Below are 18,647 nucleotides of genomic sequence, written 5' to 3'. Positions count from 1 at the left end.
TGATATTGCGCCATCCAGCACACTTGGCACCGCTAACCCGCCGTTACACCCCGCGTCCGAAATTCCTGTTCAGGAGAAGACGAAATAAGATGGATATCAGCGATTTTTATCAGACTTTCTTTGATGAAGCCGATGAGCTATTGGCAGATATGGAAGGGCATTTGCTTGAGCTTAATCCGCGAACGCCTGATAAGGAAAGCCTGAACGCTATCTTCCGGGCCGCTCATTCGATTAAAGGCGGCGCGGGGACATTTGGTTTTACCATATTGCAGGAAACAACGCATATTCTGGAAAATATTCTGGATGATGCCCGCAGCGGAAAACTCCAGCTCAATGAAGGCATCATTAATCTTTTTTTAGAAAGTAAGGATATTATGCAGGATCAACTTGATGCATATAAATCTTCCCGCTCGCCGGATGAGGACAGCTACCGGTATATTTGCGAGGCACTGAGACAGATGGCCCTGGAATCCAGGGAGGGCACTGTTAATAACAACACTCAGTCCGAGCCGATAAAAGAAAGTAAAAAAGATACAGGAACGGGAGAAGATATTTTAAAGATTACCCTCAGGGATCTGGGAGAAAAGGATTTCGAACCTCTTGTTGAGGAACTTAAAAATCTTGGCGAGTTGCAGGATCTTAAAATTGAGAAAAGCAGCCTGCAGGCTCGTATGTTTACCACTACCGCTGCGGATGATATTCTGGCGGTATTATGTTTTATTCTGGAACCAGAACAAATCACAATTGATGTTTGTGATGACGATTTTGTAGAAAATACCTGTCCGGATACAGGCGGTGTTGCGGGAGAAACAAACGATAGTGGATTTTCTGCAACAGCCAGTTCCCCGACTGGCGCTGCGCCAGCAAGAAAACTGCGTGGTGCCAGCGAATCCCGTAAACAAGGTACTGAATCCGGTAGTATTCGTGTCGCCGTAGAAAAAGTAGATCAGATAATTAACCAGGTCGGTGAACTTATTATCACCCAGACCATGCTTACACAGTTATCTGCGGGGCTGGATCCTGCTCAGTACGATTCGCTGATTAACAGTATTGCGCAACTCGAACGTAATGCACGGGATTTGCAGGCATCGGTGATGTCGATCCGTATGATGCCGATGGAATATGTCTTCAGCCGTTTTCCGCGTTTAGTTCATGATCTTGCTAATAAATTAAATAAACAGGTAGAACTGACGCTGTGGGGCGGTTCTGCTGAACTGGATAAAAGTTTAATCGAACGCATTATCGACCCTCTTACACATCTGGTACGTAATAGTCTGGATCACGGTATTGAGCCGATTGATGTCAGGCTCGCTAATGGTAAACCTGCTACCGGTAGCCTGACGCTATCGGCAGAGCACCACGGCGGTAATATTGTTATCGAAGTCGTGGATGATGGCGCCGGCCTCAACAGAGAAAAAATCCTTAATCGCGCTCATGCGCAGGGCGTCGCTATTAGTGATAACCCCAGCGATGAAGAAGTCTGGATGCTCATTTTTGCAGCGGGTTTCTCCACCGCAGAGAAAGTTACCGATGTCTCCGGTCGTGGTGTTGGTATGGATGTCGTGAAACGAAACATTCAGGATATGGGCGGCCATGTGACAATCCATTCAGAGCAGGGGCGTGGAACCACTATCCGGATAATATTACCTCTGACGCTGGCAATTCTGGACGGTATGTCTGTACGCGTTGGGTCAGAAATTTATGTTCTTCCGCTTGGCGCAGTGATGGAATCGCTGATGTTACTGGAAATGCCGTTAAACAGAATGTCCGGCGGTGAGCTGGTATTGAAAGTCAGAGAGGAATATCTGGCCCTCATAGAGCTGAATAATCTTTTCGGTATCCAGAGTGATTTACAGAGTGTAAATGAAGGTATTGCGGTCGTCGTGCAAAGTGCTGGCGTTCGTTATGCGCTACTGGTTGATCAACTGATTGGTCAGCATCAGGTTGTCGTCAAAAATCTCGAACAAAACTATCGTAAGGTGCCGGGAATTGCTGCTGCCACTATTCTGGGGGACGGCAGCGTAGCTATGATCCTGGATGTTGCTGCGCTTTATTCCAGAACAGCAATGACGCCTGCAATAGTGGATTCCGGCAAGGTTCTCAATTAAGGAATACATTATGAAACTCACAGATAACGATAAGCAGTCGGCAAAAGAAAATGTCGGTAATGAATATTTAATTTTTACTCTTGGACAAGAAGAGTATGGGATCGAGATATTAAAGGTTCAGGAAATTCGCGGCTATGAACGTGTTACACGCATTGCGAATACCCCTGATTTTATTGCCGGTGTGACAAACCTTCGCGGCGTTATTGTACCTGTAGTTGACTTTCGCGTTAAATTTCATCTCGACACTGTCGCATTTGATGAAAACACAGTCGTTATCGTGTTAAGTTTTTCTAATAAAATAGTTGGGATAGTGGTCGATGGTGTCTCTGATGTGCTCTCCTTGTCACCCGAACAAATTCGCCCGGCACCTGATTTTAGTGGCGCAAAATTAGCTACGGATTACTTGCTTGGCTTAGGTACGCTTGATTCCAGAATGCTTATTCTCGTAGATATTGAAAAATTGCTTAACAGTGAAGAAATGCAATTGGTTGAGCGTACAGCAGAAATATCAGTTGACTAAAATGTTGCTTTAGTAATTTTCATGCTTACAGGTCAGGTGAATAATGATTTTTTCATCAAAAATCAGCGAGAAGCTCAGGTTCTTACCTGACTCATTATCTCTAAAAACAACTTTTATTATTGCCGTTTCTTTTGTTGTTTTGCTCTTCACTATGTCAAATATTATAACATTATATCATTTTATTGAGATTAAGAATAACGTTTTCAGGCTAACGACAGGTTTAGATCAGATCAATAAATTGTCAAAGACACGGCAAGCGCTTGAACTTGTCTTTGAAGAATGGGATTACCGTGACAATAGTAAATCCATGCATAACATGGAATCTGCTAAAAATTATTTCCATGAGTATCTGAATGTAATTTCTGATGATGCTAAAGTTGGTTCGAAATCCACTCAGGCAGTCAGTAATGCTTTTGCAAATGTTGAAAAGGCGTTTAGTTCGGGTCGACTGAGTGAAGTGCAAAAAGAGGTCGATAATTTTGTTATTCAGGAAAATGCTCTGGATGATTATGTCTATAAATATGATGAGCCTGAAGCTAAGGATATTATTAACTGTCTGTTAACTGACTCTTATTATGTTAGTATATTCTCTTTCGGTTTTTGGATAATATTATCGGCTGTTGGCTGGCTATGGTTAAAAAATAAAGTATTCTCACGATTTGAATACATTAAAGAATGCTTTTCTTTAATTTCTAATGGTGAACTTAACCATACCTTAGAGATCGGTCAGAAAAACGAAATTGGCGAAGTTATTGAGCAACTGGATACTATGCGGCTCAATTTAAGCGAAATCCTTACAACGTTTAAAAGTTCAATTGAATTAATCAGTGACAGTACTGATGAAATGGCGCATGGCAACAGCGACCTGTCAACTCGTACAGAGGAGCAGGCGGGGGCATTACAGCTTACGGCTGCCAATATGGAAGAGATTAGTACGACAGTCGCGCATAATGCTGACAACGCAAAAAAAGCGAATGAATTTGCCAGCGCGGCAAATACGACGGCACAGGAAGGGCTGACGGCGGCGCAGGCGGTTACGGAAACCATCCGTACTATTGAGCAAAGTGTTAAAAAGATATCGGAAATTAACAAAGTTGTGGATGACATCGCTCGCCAGACATATATCCTGGCGCTTAATGCTGCTGTTGAAGCGGCAAGAGCCGGAGATCATGGACGTGGATTTGCTGTCGTTGCCAGTGAAGTACGGCATCTGGCTCAAAACAGCGCCAGTGCGGCAAAAGAAATCAATGAATTGATAACCACAGCCGTTGAACATGTTAATACAGGCAATGCGCTGGCTTCCAATGCGGGTAAGACGATTAATGAAATGGTAGATGCCATTTATGATGTCAACAGCATTATGAATGATATCTCACAGGCGTCTGAAGAGCAGAGCAAGGGAATTCAGCAGGTTGCGTATGCACTGACTGAAATGGATAACGTGACGCAGCGTAATAGCATATTGGTCGGCGAATCGGAAACCATCGCACTGAGTCTGCATGATCAGGTCAGACAATTACAGGAAATGATCGCCTTCTTTAAATTACCGATTAATGATCTTTGATTATCCCCGATGCACATCAGATATAGCACCCTACCAGGGTGTTATATCTGCCATCGTTGTCGATAACTACGATTACTATTCCTGTTTTTCTCGTTACTACTCCTGGTTTGGACAGGTTAATTTTTAGTAGTAGGCTTAATCTATTTATATAGGATTAATATAAATGCCTTTATATTAGCCAGGGTAAACACCTGAGTTAATCTCATTAAATATCTTAAGTTGGTTTATTTTTGCTACAGATTTAACTTATTTTATGGTTAATAATATGGAAACAGATGCAACAATTGAAGAGGGTGTTAATATCTGCATATAACAAGCCGTTTTTTGGAGCTAATTTTATGCAGCAACCTGTCGTTCGAGTGGGCGAATGGTTAGTCAGTCCCGATGTTAATCAAATCAGCTGCAACGGGCGGCGGACAACACTCGAACCGCGATTAATCGATCTTCTGGTTTTTCTTGCTCATCACCCCGGAGAGGTGCTTACGCGCGATGAGTTGATTGACCATGTGTGGAAGCGTAATATCGTTACCAGCCACGTTGTAACACAATCTATTTCTGAATTACGCAAGTCATTAAAAAATGGCGATGATGATGAAAATAATGAATATATCGTTACTATCCCCAAGCGTGGATATAAACTCACCGCGCCGGTAATATGGTGTGCTGAAGAAATGGAATTGACGCCTGAACAATCCGATATTATGTCTGATACTCCGCCACCGACCAATGCCCCCACCATTACCGCACCTCAATTAACGGATAATCAGCCGCGTAAATATCATCATTTCCGTGTTGTTATCGTTTGGGCTATATTTTTACTAGCCGTGCTCAGTTGTGTATTTATGGTTGCAAAAACAGCAATTAAATCTAATTTAACGACGACCAATACTCAGCTTCTGCTGAATCCACTTGATATTGATATACACCTCGTTAATGGAAATGCATGTAATAACTGGAATTTACAGCTTTTTTATGCTGTTGGCTTAGGAAGCCTGGTGACGTCTACGCTTAACACATTTTCTAATTATATGGTGCATGACAAAATAAACTACAGTGGCCATGTTTCGGGAAATTCAGGGAAAACGTTAACGCTGGAGTTTCTCAATCAACGTCACTATCGCGCACAGCAATGTTTTATGTCTGTCCGCCTGGTCGATCATGCGAACGGCGAGGTTATGCTGGATAAACGTTACTTCATTACGGGGTCTAATGAGGTTGCGATCCAGAATGATTTACTGAGCAATTTATCATCGGCGCTCTCGCTATCCTGGTCAGACAAAATGACGGAAATGATGAACCATTATCAACCCATTAAAAGTCAGTCTCTGGCACATTTTTTTGAAGCACATCAGTTGTTAATGCAGGGGGATGCTGCATCGCTAAACAAAGCCAGTGAAATCCTCGAAGACGTGGCGAAACAGTCCCCGGAATTTACCTATGTTAATGCTGAAAAAGCATTGATCGATATTTTTCGCCATACGCAGCAGTTGCTTGATGACAAACAGCTTAAAACGTTATATGCCTCGATGGAGAAAATTCGTAACAGCCCAGGGATCAAGGATTCAGCGATTTACTATCAGATTAAAACTGTCGATTTGTTAGATCGTGGCAACGTGGAGGAGGCGTATCAGGCAATTAATCTTGGTATCCGAAATGAGCTCTCCTGGCTAAACTATATCCTGCTGGGAAAAGTCTACGAAATGAAAGGCGAAAACCGTCTTGCTGCTGATGCCTATATTACCGCATTTAATTTGCGTCCTGGTGAAAACACGCTGTACTGGATTAAAAACGGAATATTCCAGACATCACTAAACCGCATCGTACCCTACCTTGAAAATTATTCTTCAGCAGAATAAATGAAGCCTTATCATATTTTTTCTTAAATAATATGATAAGGCGTTTTTTTCATGTCATCAGTCACCGTATTTATATTTTACGTAATCCATCATAAGTCAGATGAACTACGGTTTTATTCTTAAGAAAGTTGCTTTAATTTGTTGATAATAAACAAGATTTATCTTTTCATGATAACCGTAGATAATCCAGATAACCTTTATGGTTCTCTAAAAAACATCATTTATATATCGTTTATTGTTTATTCATTTTATCTTTATGACTTCATTCTCCTGAATTAGTACTCTTTTCTGTAGTCGGCCAGTCTGCAGCGTTGTTTACATGTTGACTAGTGCCTTGAATATTAAATCCAGGAGATTGAAAATATGAGTTCTGCCAAACAGATCGGGCTATTTGCCTGTACTGGCGTGGTAGCCGGTAATATGATGGGCAGCGGGATTGCATTATTACCCGCGAATCTTGCCAGCATTGGTGGTATTGCTATCTGGGGATGGATTATCTCTATTATTGGTGCGATGTCGCTGGCCTATGTTTATGCCCGCCTGGCGACCAAAAACCCGCAACAAGGTGGTCCAATTGCTTATGCGGGGGAAATATCTCCGGCATTCGGTTTCCAGACCGGTGTTCTTTATTACCATGCGAACTGGATCGGTAACCTTGCTATTGGTATTACCGCAGTCTCTTATCTTTCTACTTTCTTCCCTGTATTAAATAGCCCAATTCCAGCCGGCATTGCCTGTATTGCTATCGTCTGGATCTTTACGTTCGTCAACATGCTTGGCGGTACCTGGGTGAGTCGTTTGACGACGATTGGCCTGATACTGGTACTGATTCCTGTCGCGCTGACTGCTGTTATTGGCTGGCACTGGTTTGATCTGGCGACTTACCAGGCGAACTGGAACACCTCCGGTACGACTGACAGCCGCGCTGTGATTAACAGTATTCTGCTCTGCCTGTGGGCTTTCGTTGGCGTTGAATCTGCTGCGGTGAGCAGCGGCATGGTGAAGAATCCAAAACGCACCGTTCCGCTGGCAACCATGCTTGGCACGGCAATGGCCGGTATTGTTTATATTGCCGCAACCCAGGTGCTTTCCGGGATGTTCCCTGCCGACCGTATGGCTGCTTCTGGTGCTCCGTTCGCCGTTAGCGCCGCGACGATGTTTGGCGGCTGGGCCGCTCCGGTGGTTTCTGCTTTTACCGCTTTCGCCTGTCTGACTTCCCTCGGTTCCTGGATGATGCTGGTTGGCCAGGCGGGTGTCCGTGCGGCAAACGACGGCAACTTCCCGAAAGTTTATGGTGATGTTGACAGTAATAACATCCCTAAAAAAGGCCTGCTGCTTGCAGCGGTGAAAATGACAGCCCTGATGGTGTTGATCACGGTGATGAACTCTACCGGTGGTAAAGCTTCTGACCTGTTTGGCGTGCTGACCGGGATCGCCGTGCTGTTAACCATGCTTCCTTACTTCTACTCCTGTGTTGATCTGATTCGTTTCGAAGGCGTCAACCTGCGTAACAGCGCCAGCCTGATTTGTTCAGTGCTGGGTTGTGTTTTCTGCTTCATCGCCCTGTCAGGCGCAACGTCCTTCGAACTGACCGGGACATTTATCGTCAGTCTGATAATCCTGATGTTTTACGGCCGTAAATTGCACCAGCGCGAACATGCTGCTGACGACGTTAGCAGCGTAGACACCCACTAATTCCCTTCGTTTCTCTGCGCTCCTCTCGTTCTCCCACAACGAGACGGGAGGAGCCAGCTCTATCAGGAGATATAAATATGAACGTTATCGCGATAATGAATCAGATGGGTGTTTACTTTAAAGAAGAGCCTATCCGCGAATTGCATTGCGCCCTTGAAAAACGGGGCTTCCAGGTTGTCTATCCAAACGACCGCGAAGACCTGCTGAAACTGATTGAAAATAATGCTCAACTTTGCGGCGTGATCTTCGACTGGGATAAGTACAATCTTGCTCTGTGCGAAGAAATCAGCGCCATGAATGAGTACATGCCACTGTATGCGTTTGCAAATACTCACTCTACCCTGGATGTCAGCCTGAACGAGCTGCGTATGCAGGTGCGTTTCTTCGAATACGCACTGGGCGCGGCAGAAGATATCACCTTAAAAATCAAACAAAACACTGACGAATATATCGATACCATTCTGCCGCCACTGACCAAAGCCCTGTTCAAATATGTTCGTGAAGGTAAGTACACATTCTGTACCCCTGGTCATATGAGCGGTACGGCATTCCTGAAAAGCCCTGTCGGTAGCATTTTCTATGACTTCTTTGGTGCAAACACCATGAAGTCAGACATCTCCATCTCGGTATCTGAGTTGGGATCTCTGCTGGACCACTCTGGTCCGCACAAAGAAGCGGAAGAGTATATTGCTCGCGTGTTCAACGCTGAACGCAGCTATATGGTCACCAACGGTACCTCAACCGCTAACAAAATCGTCGGTATGTATTCCGCTCCGGCGGGCAGCACTGTGCTGATTGACCGTAACTGCCACAAATCGCTGACCCATCTGATGATGATGAGCGATATTACGCCGATCTACTTCCGCCCGACCCGTAATGCTTACGGTATTTTAGGCGGTATTCCGCAGAGCGAATTTCAGCATGAAACCATCGCCAAACGCGTGCAAGAAACTCCGAATGCCACCTGGCCTGTACATGCTGTTATTACCAACTCGACTTATGACGGCCTGCTGTACAACACCGACTACATCAAGAAAACGCTGGACGTAAAATCCATCCACTTTGATTCCGCCTGGGTGCCTTACACCAATTTCTCGCCAATTTACAAAGGTAAATGCGGGATGAGCGGTGGTCGTGTTGAAGGCAAAGTGATTTACGAAACTCAGTCTACGCATAAGTTGCTCGCAGCGTTTTCTCAGGCATCCATGATCCATGTGAAAGGGGATGTCAACGAAGAGACGTTCAGCGAAGCCTATATGATGCACACCACGACTTCACCGCACTACGGTATTGTCGCATCGACTGAAACGGCTGCGGCAATGATGAAAGGTAATGCCGGTAAGCGTCTGATTGATGGCTCTATTAATCGTGCAATCAGATTCCGTAAAGAGATTAAACGCTTAAAAGGTGAATCAGAAGGTTGGTTCTTTGATGTCTGGCAGCCAGAGCAGATTGACCAGGTTGAATGCTGGCCGCTCAATTCTGACAACGGCTGGCATGGTTTCCAGAACATTGACAACGAGCATATGTATCTGGACCCGATCAAAGTCACTCTGCTGACGCCGGGTATGACGAAAGACGGCACGATGGACGATTTCGGTATTCCAGCGAGCATTGTGGCGAAATACCTTGATGAGCATGGCATTATCGTTGAGAAAACCGGTCCTTATAACCTGCTCTTCCTCTTCAGCATTGGTATCGATAAAACCAAAGCTCTGAGCCTGTTGCGTGGTCTGACCGAGTTCAAACGCGCCTTTGATTTAAACCTGCGTGTGAAAAACATGCTGCCGTCACTGTATCAGGAAGATCCTGAATTCTATGAAGACATGCGTATTCAGGAACTGGCACAGAATATTCATAAACTGATTTCTCACCATAATTTGCCGGATCTGATGTATCGCGCGTTCGAAGTTCTGCCTGAAATGGTGGTAACGCCGTATCGTGCATTCCAGAAAGAACTGCATAGCGAAGTGGAAGAAGTTTATCTGGATGACATGGTCGGTCGCGTGAACGCCAATATGATCCTGCCGTATCCTCCGGGTGTACCGCTGGTGATGCCTGGCGAAATGATCACCGCTGAAAGCCGTCCGGTACTGGAGTTCCTGCAGATGCTGTGTGAAATTGGCGCGCATTATCCGGGCTTTGAAACCGATATTCATGGTGCGTATCGTCAGGCCGATGGCCGTTATACCGTGAAGGTACTCAAGTAATTAAAGTGACAAGCTGATATAACAGTTTATTTCCTTCTGTCTTATATCGATCTATTGGAAGGGGCCGGTGAATACATGCTGTCGTTCACCGGCTTTATTTTTGCCCGCTGTTCATCTCTGTTTTAATATCATTCCTGACAAACCCACAATCCTATCACCTTATCACTAAGGCTAATTCCTGATGGTTTTCTTTTGCGCTGAATGCCACTATGTGATAGTGCATATACAGAAAAAAGTAAAACTCGATACCAAAATTTAAAATAAGATAAAGATTTTCTTCTCGCCCAGACTTAGAACAAAAAAGCATTGTAGATAAATGTTGCTCTGTAAAAGATATACCCGCTATTAACCAAGACAGAAAAAGGAGAAGCAAGATGGAAGGATATGAAATCATGATCAGCAACCGAAAAGTTAAATTTAGTCATCAGGTATCGGTAAGTTTGTTGCTCAGCGTAATAATTTTTTTTGTTTTCATGGCAGGAATAGTTCTGTTATGGCACAACTATACAATATAGGTAATGATTGAATACTACGCGTCACCATCGGGGATTCAATAGTGGGGTCAGCTGACGTGAAGGTTTATGGCTTACACGTCAGCGAATTGCATAGTCTGATGTTCACCAGACATGTCCCGTTTGAACTATCACGGGGTATCAAATTATCAATTTGTCTTATCTCTTGAGATAAGAACGTACTTTATCATGCAATTATTTAATTGCCTGTTATGATTTTTTTATCATGTGAAATGATATAAATCAGAATAATATATTTTTACTTAAAAACTGCGCAAGCATTTAAGCATAAATGACCACCAACCTCAGGAAAACAAGGATATCCCCCATCGCAAAAATAGGCGTTCCCGTCCTTGAAGCCGTGTATTTCTACGACATCACAGTCACTGTCCACGGGAAGCCAACCGTAAACACTCAGATTCCCCCACTCTTTCAAAACCCCTCCATTGATTTGGCGATCTTCAAAGACCATTGAAATATCCTGGAGTTCCAGTACTTGGGGGAGTTGCCCATTAACACTCGCTACCCATAATTTTGTTTCTTCGCGTTAAGTTTTTTCTCTGTATTGTGTTTGAAAAAATTTTTAATAGTAAAACTATATACTTGTACACGAGAGGTTTTTCTATCTCGTGCTTCTACATAAAATGTTTTTCCGGCGAAGGTTTCATTAGCGTTATTAAACGTCACGACGCCATTCTGGTCTACGGAAATAGGATTTCCAGGTAAATCAGATCTACAACTCCATATAACGTTTTGATTATTTTTGATATCACCATTAATTACCATTTGAAAATAAGCTTCCGGGAAAAGTGTGGTAGGGAAGCGATTTTCTTGCATATCCTCGATGCAGTTAAACATATGACCGGTGACTAAAACATCTGTAATAATATTAATTTTTCATCTCTAAAAGTTATCGATTAGTGTTACTGACATTTTTATCCACTCTTGGGATACTAAATGTACGAGGTATAGTTTGCGCTTTTTCTGGAAGTGAAGAATATATAATGTTATTATTTTTATGGTTAATAAATAACAAACTAATTATGTGTTTGTTTGATTGTTATGATTTCTATTATTAATTTAATATTATTGGTGACATCTAATTATTAATGAACGGGGAATTTGTTACTTCACGGGGAATACAGAAGAAGATATATCGCTGTGGGCATGACAGACCCGGGAGACGACGACAGTACGCCGATTCATTCAATATATTGAATTTACATGATTTAGTAGGCCGGATAAGGCGTTTACGCCGCATCCGGCAGGAAACTACGTCGGGCTAAATAGCCATTTTGCCGTTACCGCGTACATTCATGATGTCCGCGCGAAAACGCCTAATCAAGATGTCTGGCGAGCACGTCATTAATTGACTGCTCCAGCTCGTCCATAACTTCTTTTGTCAGACGATTAAATTCAAAAGAGATTGTGCGGCCATTAATGCGTTTACGTGCGTATCGGTCTTTATCATCAAACGCCCACAGCGAAACCACCTTCGCTTTCTCCTTTTTAGGCTGCGAGATCAACAAAGACGATTTTTTCTGAATAAGCTTCAGCAGCTTATTTTTAATCTCATCTTCCGCAAGACCACCTTCGCTCAGAATAAGATCAATATCTTCTGAAATTTGTTCGATCAGCGTGCTGAGTTCAACATTTTTCTCGGCGAGACTTTCGTCCACCGCAGCCAGTAATTTGTAATCGGAAAAATGAAGCTCCGACTGCACCGGGAACAGTGAAACCAGCTCCTGTGGAACGGATGCCGCCTGCATGGCGCGGGAGACTTTGGCCGGTGACAGTTTTTCCTGTGCGGCTATCTGTTTCTGATTCAGCCCCGATGCCTTAAGCGCCATCAGGCGTAACCCTACTTCACGCAGGTTATGTTCTTTCGCCGTCTGAATATCTGCCGCCAGTTTACGAGCCTCATCGGCAGACACCGTTGACGTGGTGACCAGTACTTTCAGCGGGGTATGGCACAAAATTGCCGCCGCGCGTCTGCGGGAACCATCAATAATTTCCACGCCATCTTCCCGCTCAATACCTATGCAAGGGAAAAACTGTTGCAGACGAAGCGTACGGGTAATGTCTTTCAGGGACTCGCTGGTCAGCGAGGTCTGATCGCGACCGTTTATCTCCTGAATGACATAGGTTCCTTTTTCGACCTCATTGGCCGGGATTGTGCGCAACGAAAAAGTAACATGACGCCCAGTGGAGAGAGTAAAGATTTGCTCCTGAGACGGTCCGCCATCATCCTCGTGCAGCGCAGGGGTTTTGAAGGTACGGCCTATGGTGACTCTCTTGGCGCTCATCATACAACTCCGTTGGTTCTGATAAATTCAATGCGGTCGAAGACTGCCCGGGCGAAATCTTCAGCGGCGTGGCGGGCATTTTTCAACGCTTCGCTGCTGCCGATATAGGTGGCTGGGTTTGCCGAGACTACGGTGTCGAAGGACTCGCCGCAACGCTCAAAGCCATCCAGTCGCGGTAATGCGACATCGAGCATATCGCCGCCAAAAATCTCTTTTGCCAGGCTATGGCAAAGCTTATGGTCGGATTTATTTGACAGTTTTGACATGAAGCCGATATTGCCCCGTAGATTACACTTCATGCCGGATTCATTAATAATTTCAACCAGTTCAGGGAGCCTGGTTAAATATTTCAGCGTCGAGTGGAAATCGACCTGTGCAGGTGGAACCGGCGTTAACAGCAGATCGGCTGAGGCGATGGCATTTTTGAGAAACGCGTCAAGGTGTGGGCCGCTATCGATAAAGATGAAATCGTAATCCTTGCGCAGTTTATCAATCACATTCTCTTTCAGCACCGCGTGAACATTTTGTCCCGGCAGGTGTTCGGCGCATAACTCATCCCAGCGTGAGGCGATAAACGCATCTTCAATTGAGGCTGGCAGCACGTCCACGCCCGGCACAATGGAAGGCACGATAAATTCTGAGAGTAACTCCTCGCGCGACACATTTTGCAGCATGGCCTGTGCGGAGGTGGCATCAACCATGCCAATGGCCCGGGTGTGGTTGAGGAACATGGTTGCCGAAGACTGCGGATCGAGATCAACCACCAGGATGCGTAAGTCTTCATAAAGCAGGTGAGGGTGGGTGCGTAGCGCATGGGCCAGCGAAACGGTAGAGACCGTTTTAGACACGCCACCTTTCAGGTTGCCGATGAAAACGGCGAATGCCGAGGGATAGCGGTCGCGATATTTGGGAACGCCACGGTGATGGTAAATGTCGATGATGTTCTGAATCGACATGGCGTACTTGGTGGAACTTCCGGCAGGGCGCTTATCAAACACATAGCCGCTTTCTTCCATCTCATTGACGGCGTAATCCACGCTGGCGCGCGTGAGACGGGGCAGCCGGGCAAGCGCCGCCTTGGCATAGACCTGATAAAACTTGTTTTCCTGCAACTCTTCTTTTTGTGACTGAATTTGTTCGGTAAGAGAAAACAGCATTTTCTCTGAGCGTTGCGCAACTTTTAACAGATGGACAGGCGTATCCATGATTTTTGCCTTTATGCTGAAATGATGAATTTCGACAAGAATGCTACATACAAGTGGTAATGTAAACATTTCAGATGCAATAAGGCAAAAATAGCGGGTTGTGTCTCACTTATCTGTTGAGTAGTGAGCTTCTCCGGGCGTTATTCGCAAGTTCGGAGCGGGGCAGAAGGCCGGGTTACGTACATAAAGCGCCTGTATGGATGATATCGTTGTTGTGTTGCGTTCAACCTGATGGAACTCTGATAGCACTATTTTCAGCCAATTCGCGTCAGGTCAATAGTCCAAAAAAATCGGTAATCTCTGGGTATTTTTGATAAAAAAAGCCTGCGCAATATTTATTGCGCAGGCCATTGGTGGTTATTCAGACTGATGCAGTAGGTAATCTCACTGCGATAGCCAGGCACCCTTATCGGATGCTGGCGGAATTTCTGTTTAGTTAATGGTTAAATCTACCGTCATATTGTATTCAAATTTCCATGTTCCGTCGGTGAGAATGTAATGGATCAAACCGGTGTAATGTCCCGCAGGAAGGTCGGGGTTATCGCTGCGCGACCAGTCAAATACGCTTCTCGCAAGAGAATATCCACAAGGAACCACAGTGTTGAAGGAATAAGTAGCACAAGCTGTAAGCTTTCTTGCCCTTAGCTTGAGCGTATACTCCTTGCCGTGTTCATCGATGATCGGTGTCTGAATCACTTCATTATCGGGGTTGTTTTCATATGATAGTGTTGTTGGGCCCATCGTGGGAGGAGCAACGATAAATGCTGTGTTAATGTTAGGTGCACTCAGATGCGCAGACATAGTTTGGGCCGTGTCAGTATTGATGACCCAGTGTTCAGATATCTCTGTCATAAACGCCATCTCTGGATCTGTTATCGTTGAACCATTCGTGCTTGCCGTTGTCGTCACCATCCCTACTTTAGTACTTCGAATAGTGACATTTGCAATGCCGTTGGCATCGGTTTTCGACGTTTCCGCAGAAAGGATGTAACCAGGTGTTGTCTGCCAGCTAACGGTAGCATCAGGAACCCTGTTATTGTTGATGTCCGTCACTATCGCTTCATAGGTTGCGTTATCCTTACCATCAGGGGCAACAATAGACTTATTGCTATATAGCATAGCCATTTTTGCGGTTTTAATATCCCCAATAAAGTTGACTCCGGGCGCCGCAAGTTGTATGCCATTCACCGGTATCGTGGCGGTGACAATTGTTGCGGCTGCGATTTTCGTGTGTCCGGTGATGGTTGCGACGCCCTGGTTATCCGTCAGGCTGCTGGTGCCGTCTAACGTCAGATTCGGGTCGTTACTGGTCCAGTCGACCTGCACGCCCTTAACCGGATTGCTATTCGCATCTTTGATTGTAACTGACCAGGTCACCAGTTCCTTGTCATCGGCTACGGCCTGCGTTTTGTCCACTTTGCTGTCAGACAGAGTCGCGGTAGCAATGTTGCCAGTCACATTCACCGTTACAGTCTGGCTGGATTGATTAATACCCGCAGTAATTTGCGACTCCCCTCCTTTGGTGGTGGAATAAGCAACTTCCGCGATACCCTGACTGTTGGTGTCGGTGACATTACCAGGCTGGAAAATCCCGTTGGTATTATCGGAGCTCCAGTTAACCCGTTGGTTAATAACAGGATGTCCGGCTTCATCCGTCACTGTGGCTTTCAGCGTTATGTTATCGCCTGCAGGCACATCTGTTGTTGTGGATGGGGTGAGCGCAGAGACTGTGGCAGTAGCCGCGTCGGCACCAAAGCTGATGGTTTCAGACGACTGACTCACGCCATTGACGGTTGCCACGGCCTGACAGGCGAGTACATCCTCCGAGGTGAGCGTTGCTGTAACCTGACCCTGGGCGTCGGTTTTTTGCGGACTGCCGGTAAGATGATATTTACCTGTTGCTGGCTGTACCTGCCAGTTCACCTCACTCTGGCTGACGGGGTTCTTGTATTCATCTTCCACGGTGGCGGTCAGGGTAACCACATCCTTGTTATTCGCTATCGCGCTGGTTTTACTGGCGCTGACGTTAACCGGTTTTGCACTCTGTATATCAGGCGTGATGGTTAGCTGAATGGTTTTCTGGCTGTGGTTGTCGCTGGATGCCGTAATGGTGGTGGCTTTTGCGAGCGTGCTGCTGTAAGTCACCTTCGCGTTACCCTGCGCATCGGTGTTCGACGTTGTTTCACTGAAAACACCTGCGGCATTATCAGACTGCCAGACAACAGGTTTATTCGCTACCGGGTGACCGGACGCATCCAGCACCTGAGCGGTCAACGTAACAATACCTTTACCGGCTGTGACACTGGTGTTATCTGTTGTCAGGCTTTGCAGCGTAGCAGACGTCGCATCCTCGGTGAATTTCACACTGTTTGATGTCACCAGTCCACCGTTGGCTACGTGAGCAATGTTACCGCTGATCTGATGCTCCCCGCGTTGTTTTGACGTCAGGGATACCGTCACGTTACCGTTGCTGTCTGATGTACCAGACGCAGCGGACAAGTGAGCAGTGGCAGGTGTTGCGCTCCAGTTGATGCTGATACCCGACAGCGGGTTACTGTTCGCATCCATCACCGTACCCGTGAAGGTGACTTCATCGGTGCCGTTGGCGAGCGCATTCTGTTTACTGATTTTAAGGTCAGTAAGCTGTGCGGTGCGGGTGTCTCCGGTAAAGGTTACCTGTGGCGCATTAAACCCGGCGCCTGCTTCTGCCTGGGCAGTGACTCCGGCATTTCCGGCTTTCAATGCGGACAGCGTGACGGACGCGACGCCCGAGGCATTGGTTGTTGCGCTCGGTGCTGAAAGCGTAACGCCCGTACCAGAGGCGTTCCATGTCACTTTATGATTTGTAACAGGGTTGCCTTTAGCATCTTTTACTGCTGCGGTGTAGGTAATAAGCTCCTTGCCGTCGGCAATAGCCTGCGTTTTATCCACGGTGACGTCAGTCACTTTTGCCGAAGTGCTGTCGGCAGTAAAGTGCAGACTGTGAGACGCCACTGCGGCTCCAGCCGCGCTGCTGGCAGAAACTACCACATCTCCGCTTGACTCTGACGTTAGCGTTACCACACTGTTGCCACTGGCATCAGTGGTGTTCTGCGCGGTGCTGAGTACCCCTTTACCGGAAGTAATGGCCCACTTCACCTGACTACCGGGAACCGGATGTTGACTTGCATCACTGACCTGCGCAGTCAGTTGAATGGTGTCGTTCAGGTTGGCAATGGCTGTTTCTTTATTGGTGTTCAGCGAACTCACCGCAGCACTTTTACTGTCAGCCGTAAAATGCAGGACCGGAGAGGTAATTTTCTGCCCCTGCAGCGTGGCTGTCAGCGTAACCTCTTCTACCGCCGGAGAACTAACCTGGATACTGACATGCCCCTGGTCATCCGTCTGGGTGGTTGTGGTGGATAACTGCGCGGTATTGCTGGTTGAACTCCAGTCTATCTGAATATTTTTTAACGGATTACCCAGCGCATCTTCTGCGACAGCGGTTAGCGTAGCGCTGTCCTTTCCGTCTGCCAGCAGGGTGGTTTTATCCGGCGCGATGTTTTTCAGCACGGCGCTTTTGGCGTCGGCAACAAACGTTAACGTGGTGGTTTGTTTCGCTGCACCGTTCGCGGTGGTGGCGGAAACAGTTGTCAGCCCGGCACGGGTGGAGGTGAAATGAATGGTTGCAACCCCCTGATTATCTGCAAGGCTGCTGGTGCTGGCGAAGATCAGCTTCGGATCGTTGCTGCTCCAGTTGACCTGTGCGCCAGGCAGGATATTGCCATTCGCATCTTTCACCGTGACAGACCAGGTCACCGATTCGTTGCCATTGGCCACGACCTGGGTTTTGTCCACTTTGCTGTCAGACAGGATTGCGGTAGCAATATTACCAATCACATTCACCGCCACTGTCTGGCGGCTGTTATTACTTTCCGCTGTGATATGCGTGGCCGTGGCCCGGGTAGCAGAGTAGGTTATCTCTGCAATACCCTGACTGTTGGTTTCGCTGTAATTATTGGCCAGGAAAGACCCGCTGGTATTATCGGAACTCCAGTTAACCCTCTGACTTACAACAGGGTGACCGGTTTTGTCCATCACTGTGGCTTTCAGCATCATGCTATCGCCTGCGACCACATCCGCTGTCGTGGACGGAGTGAGCGTGGAGACTGTGGCGGTAGCCGCGTCGGCGCTAAAGTTGATAGAGGCAGTCGATTTGTTCACACCGTTGGCGGTTGCCACGGCCTGACAGGCGACCACATCCTCTGAAGCCAGCGTTGCGGTAACCCGACCCTGATCATCGGTTTTTTGTGAACTGCCGGTAAGATGATACTTACCTGCCGGCTGGATCTGCCAGTTAACGTCGTGCTGGCTGACAGGGTTTTTGTATTTATCTTCCACAATGGCGGTCAGGGTAACCACATCCTTACCATTCGCCGTCGCGCTGGTTTTATTGACAGTGACGTCAACAGGTTTTGCGCTCTTGACATCGGGCGTGATGGTCAGCTTCACGGTTTTCTGACTGTTATTGTCGCCGGATGCGGTGATCGTGGTGGCCTGTGCACGGGTGCTGCTGTAGGTCACCTTCGCATTACCCTGGGCGTCGGTATTCGAGGTGGTTTCACTGAAAACCCCCGCGGCATTGTCAGACTTCCAGACGACAGATTTATTCGCCACCGGATGGCCGGACGC

10 protein-coding genes are annotated in these 18,647 nt (G+C 46.5%); 6 read left to right on the top strand and 4 right to left on the bottom strand.

What is annotated here, in order from left to right; all coding sequences use genetic code 11:
- Positions 1–89: 89 nt before the first annotated feature.
- The 6 genes from cheA to cadA all read left to right on the top strand — a co-directional run bounded on the left by cheA (position 90) and on the right by cadA (position 9,953).
- The gene (cheA, locus tag D9738_RS24765) at positions 90–2,108 is read left to right on the top strand and encodes a chemotaxis protein CheA (RefSeq protein ID WP_130209519.1); all 2,019 of its coding nucleotides are present in this window, start codon (positions 90–92) and stop codon (positions 2,106–2,108) included.
- 10 nt (positions 2,109–2,118) lie between these two features.
- On the top strand, positions 2,119–2,628 hold the full coding sequence (locus D9738_RS13820) for a chemotaxis protein CheW (protein ID WP_130209517.1): 510 nt from the start codon (positions 2,119–2,121) through the stop codon (positions 2,626–2,628).
- 43 nt (positions 2,629–2,671) lie between these two features.
- Positions 2,672–4,192 (top strand): methyl-accepting chemotaxis protein, encoded by a 1,521-nt coding sequence (locus tag D9738_RS13815; protein WP_130260440.1) that lies wholly within the window; start codon positions 2,672–2,674, stop codon positions 4,190–4,192.
- Positions 4,193–4,530: 338 nt separating this feature from the next.
- Positions 4,531–6,048, top strand: a complete 1,518-nt coding sequence (gene cadC, locus D9738_RS13810) for a lysine decarboxylation/transport transcriptional activator CadC (RefSeq protein WP_130236390.1) — start codon at positions 4,531–4,533, stop codon at positions 6,046–6,048.
- Between the two features lie 363 nt (positions 6,049–6,411).
- Complete coding sequence (cadB, locus tag D9738_RS13805; protein ID WP_130260439.1) at positions 6,412–7,743, top strand: cadaverine/lysine antiporter; 1,332 nt, start codon at positions 6,412–6,414, stop codon at positions 7,741–7,743.
- A gap of 77 nt (positions 7,744–7,820) precedes the next feature.
- Positions 7,821–9,953 carry a lysine decarboxylase CadA gene (gene cadA, locus D9738_RS13800; RefSeq protein WP_130260438.1) on the top strand — a complete coding sequence of 711 codons (2,133 nt, stop codon included), beginning with the start codon at positions 7,821–7,823 and terminating at the stop codon, positions 9,951–9,953.
- A 1,034-nt stretch (positions 9,954–10,987) separates the two neighbouring features.
- Here cadA and D9738_RS13795 read toward each other — a convergent pair.
- The 4 genes from D9738_RS13795 to D9738_RS13780 form a co-directional block, all read right to left on the bottom strand.
- Positions 10,988–11,302 (bottom strand): hypothetical protein, encoded by a 315-nt coding sequence (locus tag D9738_RS13795; RefSeq protein ID WP_130260437.1) that lies wholly within the window; start codon positions 11,300–11,302, stop codon positions 10,988–10,990.
- A gap of 500 nt (positions 11,303–11,802) precedes the next feature.
- Positions 11,803–12,774, bottom strand: coding sequence for a ParB family protein (locus tag D9738_RS13790; protein WP_240780590.1), 972 nt, complete (start codon positions 12,772–12,774; stop codon positions 11,803–11,805).
- Complete coding sequence (locus D9738_RS13785) at positions 12,771–13,976, bottom strand: AAA family ATPase (RefSeq protein ID WP_130260436.1); 1,206 nt, start codon at positions 13,974–13,976, stop codon at positions 12,771–12,773. The genes D9738_RS13790 and D9738_RS13785 overlap by 4 nt, the downstream gene beginning before the upstream one ends.
- 432 nt (positions 13,977–14,408) lie before the next feature.
- The coding region (locus D9738_RS13780) for an Ig-like domain-containing protein (protein ID WP_171021412.1) at positions 14,409–18,647 on the bottom strand (4,239 nt) is incomplete at its 5' end.

It is taken from the genome of Escherichia sp. E10V5 (assembly GCF_004212315.1).
Classification (GTDB): Bacteria; Pseudomonadota; Gammaproteobacteria; order Enterobacterales; family Enterobacteriaceae; genus Escherichia.
This window is presented reverse-complemented; position numbering and strand designations above follow the sequence as displayed.